This is a genomic window from Nocardioides sp., from assembly GCF_036401255.1.
Classification (GTDB): domain Bacteria; phylum Actinomycetota; class Actinomycetes; order Propionibacteriales; family Nocardioidaceae; genus Nocardioides.
In genome coordinates, this window is the sequence record NZ_DASWVI010000409.1 from 1 (window position 1) to 8,916 (window position 8,916).

Genomic DNA, 8,916 nt, shown 5'->3' on the forward strand with positions numbered 1-8,916 from the left:
GCCGCGCTCACGACCCGGCCCCGGCAGGACTCCCGGTGGCGGGCGCAGGCCGTGCGCCAGGCCTGGGTCGAGGGCGACCGCAGCTCCGTGCACCGCATCGACAACCTGCCGCCCGGCACCCCGGTGCGGCTGCCGCAGGCCGCGCCCCGGCCCCGCCGTCACGTGCCACCGCAGCAGCGCGCGGTCGGGCGCGGGCCGAACGTCGTGATCACGCCGATCCCCGCCCGGGTCTGGCGGCAGATGACCGGCATCTCCTGGCGCCGCGGCTGCCCGGTCGGTCGAGGCGGCCTGCGCCTGGTCCGGGTCAACTACTGGGACTACGGCGGCTACCTCCGGCGCGGTGAGCTGGTCGCCAACACCGCCGCGGCGCGGGCGATGGGCGCGGCGTTCGCCGAGATGTACCGCCGTGAGCTGCCAGTGCGCTCGATGTACCGCGTCGACCGCTTCGGCTACGGCCGCCGATCGCACGGCGGCGACGACTACGCCTCGATGGCCGCCGGCAACACCTCGGCGTTCAACTGCCGCGACGTCACGGGACGTCCCGGCGTGCGCTCCCCGCACAGCTACGGCCGGTCGCTGGACGTGAACACCTGGGAGAACCCCTACCGCTCGGCTCGCGGCATCGTCCCGAACCGGTGGTGGCAGGGCCACTCCCATCCCCGGGTGGCGTGGCGCTCGCGCTCGCACCCGGTCGTCGCGCTGATGGCCCGCCACGGCTTCCGCTGGACCTACGGGCTCGGCGACACCCAGCACTTCGACTACGTCGGGAGCCGGGCGCGGGCGGCGGTCCGGCCGCGGCCCTGTGACCGGTTCTGCGACGTGGCCAGCGACTAGTGGCGCGTGTCGGAAGTTCCTGGATGCTTGGCGTGGTCAGGGCGCGTGCATCGCAAGGCGGCCGAGCGTGGGGCTACCGGGCGTAACTCGAGCGAGGCCAACGCAGCGAGGTGCGTGCCCTGGCCCGCGCGAAGCGCGTAGGAACTTTGGACACGCGGCACTACTCTCCCGCCATGGCCGCCTTCCTCGTCGCCGGCGTGATCCTCGGGGTGCTGGCGCGCGTGCTGCACCACGACCCGGAGGACCCGGGCGTGCCGATCACGCTGGTGCTCGGCGTCGTCGGCGCGGTGATCGGGGGCGCCGGCATGAACGCCGTGCTCGGCGACCCGCTCGCGGACCTCGGCGCCTGGAGCTTCACCGCCGCCTGCGTGGTCTCGTTCGTGCTGCTCGGTCTGCTCGAGGGCGGCGTGGGCCGCCGGCGGTCGTGACCGACGGCTGCGTCTTCTGCGCGATCGTGGCGGGGGACCTGCCCGCCGACCTGGTGCTCGACGAGGCGGAGGTGGTGGCCTTCCTGGACCGCCGGCCGCTGTTCAAGGGCCACACGCTGCTCGTGCCGCGCGAGCACGTGGTCACGCTGCCGGACCTGCCGCCGGGCCTGCGCGACCCGCTCTTCGAGGCCGCCCAGCGGCTCGCGGCCGCGATGGTCGACGGGCTGGGTGCGCAGGGCAGCTTCGTGGCGATGAACAACGTCGTCAGCCAGTCCGTCGCCCACCTGCACGTGCACGTCGTGCCGCGCACCAAGGGCGACGGCCTGCATGGCTTCTTCTGGCCGCGCACCACGTACGCCGACGGCGAGTCCGCCGCGTACGCCGCACGGCTGAGCGCCGCGCTCACCTGAGCCCTGCGGGACGTCGTCCCGAGGGTGTCACCGGCGGCTCGGAACGTACGACGTCGCGCGGCCCCTCGGTTACCGACCGGTTCGCGGTCGCCTAGGGTGGGGTCCCGACGGGGCCGACCGCCGGCCCTGCCGGACCACGAGGAGCCACTTCCATGGGCCGTTTCGACGGACGGGTTGTTGTTGTCACCGGCGCCGCGCGCGGCATCGGGTTCGGGACCGCCACGCGGTTCGCCGAGGAGGGCGCCTCGGTCGCCGTCCTCGACCTCGACGAGGCGTCCGCCGCCGAGTCCGCCGCGAAGCTGCCGGTCGCCGTCGGCGCCAAGGCGATCGGCATCGGCTGCGACGTCAGCGACAGCGCGGCCGCCGAGGCCGCGGTCGAGCGGGTGGTCGCCGAGTTGGGCGGCATCCACGTGCTGGTCAACAACGCCGGCATCACCCGCGACAACCTGCTGTTCAAGATGACCGACGACGACTGGGACCTGGTCATGAACGTCCACCTGCGCGGTGCGTTCCTGATGACCCGGGCCGCCCAGAAGCACTTCGTCGCCCAGAAGTACGGCAAGATCCTCAACCTCTCGAGCGTCTCCGCGCTCGGCAACCGTGGCCAGGCCAACTACTCCGCGGCCAAGATGGGCATCCAGGGCTTCACCCGGACCCTCGGCATCGAGCTCGGCCCGTTCGGCATCAACGCCAACGCGATCGCCCCCGGCTTCATCGCCACCGAGATGACCGACGCGACCGCCGCTCGGCTCAAGATGGACGTCGAGGAGTTCCGCAGGCTCAACGCCGAGGCCAACCCGGTCCGCCGCGTGGGCTACCCCGAGGACATCGCGGCCGCCGCCGCGTTCCTGTGCAGCGACGAGGCGTCGTACATCACCGGTCAGACCCTCTACGTCGACGGCGGCGCCAAGCTCGGCTAGCGGACTCCCTGCGGGCGCGCCTCCCCACCCCGGGGCTCGCCCGGCTGCACACTTGAAGTCGACCAGAACACACGAGTTTCACGAAACGGAGCGTCCCCGTGCGCCGTGCCCCTCTCACCGTCACCGCCCTGCTCGTCGCCGCCGGCCTGGTGCTCGCCGGCTGCGGGGGAGGCGACGAGCCCAGTGACGACCAGACCCCGGCGTCGCAGCAGGTCGAGGGCGCCGAGGAGGTCGCCGCGACCTGGCCGCTGACCGGGCTGACGGTCAGCGGCGACGACGAGGTCGCGCAGGAGCACCCGGTGCTCGTCGCGAAGATGGACAACACCTACGCCAGCGCCCCGCAGGTCGGGCTCGGGTCGGCGGACCTCGTGGTCGAGGAGCTCGTCGAGGGTGGCCTGACCCGGCTGGCGGCGTTCTACTACTCCCAGGTCCCCGACCGGGTCGGGCCGGTGCGGTCGATGCGCGCCAGCGACATCGGCATCGTCTCGCCGGTCGACGGCACCATGGTGACCAGCGGGGCGGCCGGGGTCACGATCTCCCGGATCAAGAAGGCCGGCATCGCGTTCTTCCAGGAGGGCTCGGCGGGCTTCGCGCGCGACAGCTCCCGCAGCGCGCCGTACAACCTCTTCGCGAACCTCACCGAGGTGGCGAAGGAGGCGGCGGTCGACGCCACGCGGCCCGAGGACTACCTGCCGTGGGGCCCCGAGGAGGACTTCCCGAAGGGGCAGCCGGCCAAGAAGATCGCCGCGGTGTTCGGCGGCGGGCACACGACGAACTGGTCCTACGACGGCAAGGGCTACGTCAACGAGAACTCCTACGCCGCCGACGGCGACGAGTTCCCCGCCGACACCGTCCTCGTGCTGCGGGTCACCGTCGGTGACGCCGGCTACCGCGACCCGGCCGGCAACCCGGTGCCGGAGACCAAGCTCGAGGGCAAGGGCGAGGCGATGATCTTCCACGGCGGCCGGCTGGTGCGCGGCACCTGGAAGAAGACGGGCCTGGACGCGCCGATCACGCTCTCGACCAAGGCGGGCACGCTGGAGGTGCCGGCCGGCCACACCTGGATCGAGCTGGTCCCGGCGGCCAACGGCAACGTCACCTTCAGCAAGTAGCGCCGGCCCGCGCGGGCGGCGGCCGGTCAGTCCAGGGTCTCGACGACCTCGCCGGACGGCAGTTCCACGCCGCTCTCGGCGAGGGCCTGGAAGCCGGCGAGGATGAAGCCGATCGCGGTCTCGACGTTCGCGGCCGCCTGGATGGGGTCGGGCGCGCTCGACACGGACTCGCCGGCCGAGGACATGGCCCCGAAGAAGATCCGCGCGAACGTCTGCTGGAGGGCCTCGTCGAGCTCCCACCGGCCGGCCGCGAGCACCGACTGCACGATCTCGAGGACGTTGGCGAACGTCGAGCGCTCCTCCTGCTCGCGGTAGCGCTCGTAGCCGAGGACCGCGGGCCCCTCCTGGATCACGATCCGGCGGTAGCGCGGCTCCTGGACCACACCGAGGAACGCCTGCAGGCCGGCCTGTGCCTTCTCCCAGGGGTCGCGATGGCCCTTGAGGGCCTTCTGGATCGCCCGTGCGGCGTCGTCCTCGACCCGCTCGAAGACGGCCTCGAACAGCGCCTGCTTGCCGCTGAAGTGGTGGTAGAGCGCCCCCTTGGTCACCTGGGCGCCGGCCACGATCGCGTCGAGGGACGTGGCGGCGTACCCGTTCTCGGTGAACAGCTCCTCGGCGACGTCGACGAGCGCGCGCTTGGTGGAGGCGGAGTACTGCTGGCGCCGGCTCGCGCCGGGCACACCCGGCACCCGCGGCACCAGCTTGGAGACCGAGGGCTTGCTCATAGTCCCGGCAGCCTAATACCGACCGTCGGTACGGGTGACCACGATCACCGCGATCGCGATTGCGTACCGCGAGTACGGTTACGTACCGTGGGTACGTACTGCCGGTATGTAGGCCATGCCCCTCGGAGGAGCAGACCATGACCTGGAAGTCCTTCCACTCTCGCGGAGAGATCCTCCGCACCGTGATCGCCACCGCCAACGACCGCCGTGACGGTCTCCTGCCCATGGACGTCGACGGCGTTGCCGAGACCTTCGGTGACGAGCTGACGCTGCTGGGTGCGCTGCAGCTGCGCTGGCACACCCGGCTCGCGGGTCGCATCGACCGTGAGCTCATGCAGCAGCCGATGGACCTCGAGCGCGCCGTCGTGACCGCCTGGCAGGCGACCGCCGACGAGTTGCCCGGGGTGCTCGCGATCGTCGACCACTACCGTGCGGAGCCCCACGACCCCGCGATGGCCGAGGCGATGACGAAGTCCGCGGCCAAGGAGCGCACCATGCTCGCGATGATGGCCGGGCGGGTCAGTGCCGCCGACCGGACCGCGGTGCGGGTCGGCGCCGCGGTCGAGGCCGAGGCGCGCGCGACGTACCGTCCCGTGCGACCGCCGGTCCCGCGCCGCTCGCACCCGCGGCTGCTGGCGCGGCTCAAGGCGGCGCTCGCCGCCTGACCCCCGCCCTCACGCCCCCTGGACCCCGTGTGGGTGATGATGGGGACATGACCGAGGCGCGGGCCGGGATGCTGCTCGTGGCGACGCCTGCGCTGCTCGACCCGAACTTCGCCGACACCGTCGTGCTGCTGCTCGACGTCGACCACCAGGGTGCCCTCGGGGTGGTCCTCAACCGGCCCTCCGCCGTCTCGGTGGACGACGTGCTCGAGGGGTGGGGCGAGGTGGTCGCCGAGCCGGAGGTGCTCTTCCAGGGCGGGCCCGTGGGGCTGCAGGGTGCGCTGGCCGTGGCGACGCTCACCGACGCCGCGGACGTGCCGGTGGGGTTCCGCGTCATCGAGGGCCGGCTCGGCCTCGTCGACCTCGACACCCCGCTGGAGCTGCTGCGCGGCGGCATCGACCAGCTGCGGATCTTCGCCGGCTACGCGGGCTGGGGCGCCGACCAGCTCGACGGCGAGATCGAGGAGGGCAGCTGGTACGTCGTGCCGGGCGAGCCGGCCGACGCCTTCCGCGCCGACTCCGCCGATCTGTGGCGCGCCGTGCTGCGCCGCCAGCCCGGCGAGATGGCGTGGCATTCCACCCGCCCGTTCGACCCGGACCTCAACTGAGCTGCCCGCCCCACGTCTGCTCCGGCGCGAGTCGGCGTGAATGCAGGCCGCCCGGCCGTCGAGTCGGCGCTACTGCAGGTTCTGGGCCCGTCGAGTCGGCGCTATTGCAGGTTCTGGGCCCGTCGAGTCGGCGCTATTGCAGGTTCTGGGCCCGTCGAGTCGGCGCTACTGCAGGTTCTGGGCCCGTCGAGTCGGCGCTACTGCAGGCGCTGGGCCCGTCGAGTCGGCGTTGCTGCGCCGGACGGTCTGCACTGGCGCCGACTCGGCACCCTGGCGGTCTGCAGTGGCGCCGACTCGGCACCCTGGCGGTCTGCATTGGCGCCGACTCGGCCCGGGGCGTCGGGCCTCGATTACAGTGGGGGCCGTGACCACCATCGGCTTTTCGACAGACACCGATGTCCGCGAGGACCGGCGTACCGTCCCGACCGATGAGGGGGACCACGAGCGGTTCTCGCACTACGTCGAGAAGGACAAGCTCACCGAGGCGATGGTGATGGGGACCCCCGTCGTCGCCCTGTGCGGCAAGGTCTGGGTGCCCAGCCGGGCGCCGGAGAAGTTCCCGGTCTGCCCGGAGTGCAAGGAAGTCTGGGAGTCCCTCCACGACGACTCGGGCAAGAGCGAGTGACGGGTCGGCCGGACGCCGACCCCCGACCCAACGCGCTGACTCCGGCGTGGCCGGAGCGCGCTGCCTGGGGGACGGCGCCGTCGCTGCGAGCGTGGCAGTCGGCGGCCATGCGTCAGTACTTCACCGACAACCCGCGTGACTTCCTCGCCGTCGCGACCCCCGGCGCCGGCAAGACGACGTTCGCGCTGTCGGTGGCGGCCGAGCTCCTCGGACGCCGGCAGGTCGACCGGGTCACGATCGTGGCGCCGACCGAGCACCTGAAGCTCCAGTGGGCCGAGGCGGCCGCGCGGGCGGGCATCCCGATCGACCCGACGTACGCCGCCGGCAAGGGCAAGACCTCGACCGACTACGTCGGCATCGCGGTGACGTACGCCGGCGTCGCGGTCAACCCGCTCGCGATGCGCATCCGCACCGAGCGGTTCAAGACGCTGGTGATCCTCGACGAGGTCCACCACGCGGGCGACGCGCTGAGCTGGGGCGAGGGCATCCGCGAGGCGTTCGAGCCCGCGCCCCGGCGGCTGGCGCTGACCGGCACGCCGTTCCGCTCCGACATCAACCCGATCCCGTTCGTGACCTACGCTCCCGGACCCGACGGCATCCCGCGCTCGGTCGCCGACTTCACCTACGGCTACGCGCACGCGCTGGCCGACCACGTCGTCCGGCCGGTCCTCTTCATGGCCTACTCCGGCGAGATGCAGTGGCGCACCCGCGCCGGTGACGAGATCGCGGCACGGTTGGGCGAGCCGCTCACCAAGGACCTCACCGCCCAGGCGCTGCGCACGGCGCTGGACCCCGGCGGATCCTGGATCCCGTCGGTCCTGGCGGCGGCCGACCGGCGGCTCTCGGAGGTGCGTCGGCACGTCCCCGACGCCGGCGGTCTGGTGATCGCCAGCGACCAGGACTCCGCGCGCGCCTACGCCAAGCTGCTCAAGCAGATCTCGGGGGAGCCGGCGACCGTCGTGCTCTCGGACGAGAAGCTCGCCTCCAAGCGGATCTCGGAGTTCACCGACAGCGACCGGCGCTGGATGGTGGCGGTCCGGATGGTGTCCGAGGGCGTCGACGTGCCGCGGCTCGCGGTCGGCGTCTACGCGACCACGACCTCGACGCCGTTGTTCTTCGCCCAGGCCGTCGGCCGCTTCGTCCGCGCGCGGAGCCGCGGCGAGACGGCGTCGGTCTTCCTGCCGTCCGTGCCGGGGCTGCTCGGGTTCGCCTCGGAGATGGAGGTCGAGCGCGACCACGTGCTGGGCCGCCGGATCGCCGACGAGGACGACATCTTCGCGGCCGAGGACGAGCTGCTGGCGCAGGCCAACGCCGGCGAGGCCGCGTCCGACGAGCTGGAGGGCTCCTGGGAGGCGCTCGGCTCGGAGGCCCGGTTCGACCGGGTGCTGTACGACGGGGGCGAGTTCGGCCACTCCGGCGAGGTGCACGTCGGCTCGGAGGAGGAGATGGACTTCCTCGGCATCCCGGGGCTCCTCGAGCCGCACCAGGTCCGCGAGCTGCTGCAGACCCGGCAGAGCGAGCGTGCCCGCAAGCAGAAGGCCAGCGCATCCGGGCCCGCGGACACCGTCGCGGAGGTCTCCACCCACGAGCACCTGGCGATCCTGCGCCGCGAGCTCAACGGTCTCGTGGCGGCCTGGCACCACCGCACCGGGCAGGCCCACGGCATCACCCACGCGGCGCTGCGCAAGGAGTGCGGCGGCCCCGCGGCCGCGGTGGCGACGGCCGACCAGCTGCACGCCCGGATCGACCGGCTGCGCGAGTGGGCGGCCCGCAAGACCTCCTGACCCTAGACTCAGAAGATGCCGGCCGAGACCTCCCAGACGCTCGACCGCGGCCTGCGGGTGCTCGACGTGCTCTCGTCCGCCCCCGGCGGGCTGACCGTCACCGAGCTCGCCGGCCGGCTCGGGGTGAACCGGACGGTCGTCTACCGCCTGGTGAGCACGCTCGAGCAGCACGCACTGGTACGCCGCGACCCGCGAGGGCGGCTGCACGTCGGGCTCGGTGTGCTGCACCTCGCCTCGGCGGTGCAGCCGGTGCTGCGCGACCTCGCCGTACCCGTCCTGCGCGAGCTCGCGGAGTCGGTGGGGTGCACTGCCCACCTCACCGTGGCCGACGGCGAGGAGGCGCTCGCCCTCGCGGTCGTCGAGCCGTCCTGGACCGACTTCCACGTCAGCTACCGGGTCGGTTCGCGGCATCCGCTGAGCCAGGGGGCCGCCGGCAAGGCGATCCTGCTCGGCCGCCGCGGCGAGACGGCCGCGTTCGCCGTCACGACGGGAGAGCTGCAGGCCGGGGCGCGGGGGCTCGCGGCACCGGTGTGCGGCGTGGAGGGGCTCGACGCCAGCGTCGGCATCGTCACCCTCGGCAGCGACATCGACATCGACACGATCGGCCCCCAGGTGCGGCGGGCCGCGGACGAGGTCGCGGCCCGGCTCTCGTGAGAGCCGGGCCGTCCCCCGTCGGCCTCCCCCAAGGCCCGGGCGCGCGCGTCAGTAGGTGAAGCGGCTGACGAGGTGTTGGAGGTCGGTGGCCATGCGGGCGAGGTCTTCGGCGGCTTCGCTGGTGCTGGTGGCGGCGGCGGTGTTGGCGGTGGCG

General features: G+C 72.9%; 11 protein-coding genes. 10 read left to right on the forward strand and 1 reads right to left on the reverse strand.

Annotation, left to right across the window (positions count from 1 at the left end):
• From VGD85_RS18975 to VGD85_RS18995, 5 genes are all read left to right on the forward strand, one after another.
• Positions 1–834 (forward strand): M15 family metallopeptidase (locus VGD85_RS18975; protein WP_331064989.1); only part of this gene is annotated, 834 nt, incomplete at its 5' end.
• A 173-nt stretch (positions 835–1,007) separates the two neighbouring features.
• Positions 1,008–1,262 (forward strand): hypothetical protein, encoded by a 255-nt coding sequence (locus VGD85_RS18980; RefSeq protein ID WP_331064990.1) that lies wholly within the window; start codon positions 1,008–1,010, stop codon positions 1,260–1,262.
• On the forward strand, positions 1,259–1,672 hold the full coding sequence (locus tag VGD85_RS18985) for an HIT family protein (protein WP_331064991.1): 414 nt from the start codon (positions 1,259–1,261) through the stop codon (positions 1,670–1,672). Before VGD85_RS18980 ends, VGD85_RS18985 begins: the two co-directional genes overlap by 4 nt.
• Positions 1,673–1,824: 152 nt before the next feature.
• Positions 1,825–2,592 carry a 3-oxoacyl-ACP reductase FabG gene (locus tag VGD85_RS18990; protein WP_331064992.1) on the forward strand — a complete coding sequence of 256 codons (768 nt, stop codon included), beginning with the start codon at positions 1,825–1,827 and terminating at the stop codon, positions 2,590–2,592.
• A gap of 98 nt (positions 2,593–2,690) precedes the next feature.
• Entirely contained in the window at positions 2,691–3,704 is a 1,014-nt protein-coding gene (locus VGD85_RS18995) for a DUF3048 domain-containing protein (protein WP_331064993.1), read from the forward strand.
• A 26-nt stretch (positions 3,705–3,730) separates the two neighbouring features.
• Here VGD85_RS18995 and VGD85_RS19000 read toward each other — a convergent pair whose 3' ends face one another.
• A complete protein-coding gene (locus VGD85_RS19000; protein ID WP_331064994.1) occupies positions 3,731–4,429 on the reverse strand; it encodes a TetR/AcrR family transcriptional regulator in 699 nt (232 codons plus the stop codon).
• A 137-nt stretch (positions 4,430–4,566) separates the two neighbouring features.
• Between VGD85_RS19000 and VGD85_RS19005 the strand changes: the two genes are divergently transcribed.
• From VGD85_RS19005 to VGD85_RS19025, 5 genes are all read left to right on the forward strand, one after another.
• Positions 4,567–5,094 carry a hypothetical protein gene (locus tag VGD85_RS19005; RefSeq protein ID WP_331064995.1) on the forward strand — a complete coding sequence of 176 codons (528 nt, stop codon included), beginning with the start codon at positions 4,567–4,569 and terminating at the stop codon, positions 5,092–5,094.
• A 47-nt stretch (positions 5,095–5,141) separates the two neighbouring features.
• Positions 5,142–5,699, forward strand: a complete 558-nt coding sequence (locus VGD85_RS19010) for a YqgE/AlgH family protein (RefSeq protein WP_331064996.1) — start codon at positions 5,142–5,144, stop codon at positions 5,697–5,699.
• 373 nt (positions 5,700–6,072) lie between these two features.
• Positions 6,073–6,324 (forward strand): DUF3039 domain-containing protein, encoded by a 252-nt coding sequence (locus VGD85_RS19015; protein ID WP_331064999.1) that lies wholly within the window; start codon positions 6,073–6,075, stop codon positions 6,322–6,324.
• A 35-nt stretch (positions 6,325–6,359) separates the two neighbouring features.
• Positions 6,360–8,108: a DEAD/DEAH box helicase gene (locus VGD85_RS19020; RefSeq protein ID WP_414690836.1), complete on the forward strand. Its 1,749-nt coding sequence runs from the start codon at positions 6,360–6,362 to the stop codon at positions 8,106–8,108.
• 15 nt (positions 8,109–8,123) lie between these two features.
• Positions 8,124–8,762 (forward strand): IclR family transcriptional regulator, encoded by a 639-nt coding sequence (locus VGD85_RS19025; RefSeq protein WP_331064998.1) that lies wholly within the window; start codon positions 8,124–8,126, stop codon positions 8,760–8,762.
• Positions 8,763–8,916 lie beyond the last annotated feature (154 nt).

What these genes read in the sequence shown, in the direction of transcription:
- VGD85_RS18980 (WP_331064990.1), top strand. Translation starts at nt 1,008, where the DNA reads ATGGCCGCCTTCCTCGTCGCCGGCGTGATCCTCGGGGTGCTGGCGCGC.
- VGD85_RS18990 (WP_331064992.1), top strand. Translation starts at nt 1,825, where the DNA reads ATGGGCCGTTTCGACGGACGGGTTGTTGTTGTCACCGGCGCCGCGCGC.
- VGD85_RS19000 (WP_331064994.1), bottom strand. Translation starts at nt 4,429, where the DNA reads ATGAGCAAGCCCTCGGTCTCCAAGCTGGTGCCGCGGGTGCCGGGTGTG.
- VGD85_RS19005 (WP_331064995.1), top strand. Translation starts at nt 4,567, where the DNA reads ATGACCTGGAAGTCCTTCCACTCTCGCGGAGAGATCCTCCGCACCGTG.
- VGD85_RS19010 (WP_331064996.1), top strand. Translation starts at nt 5,142, where the DNA reads ATGACCGAGGCGCGGGCCGGGATGCTGCTCGTGGCGACGCCTGCGCTG.
- VGD85_RS19025 (WP_331064998.1), top strand. Translation starts at nt 8,124, where the DNA reads ATGCCGGCCGAGACCTCCCAGACGCTCGACCGCGGCCTGCGGGTGCTC.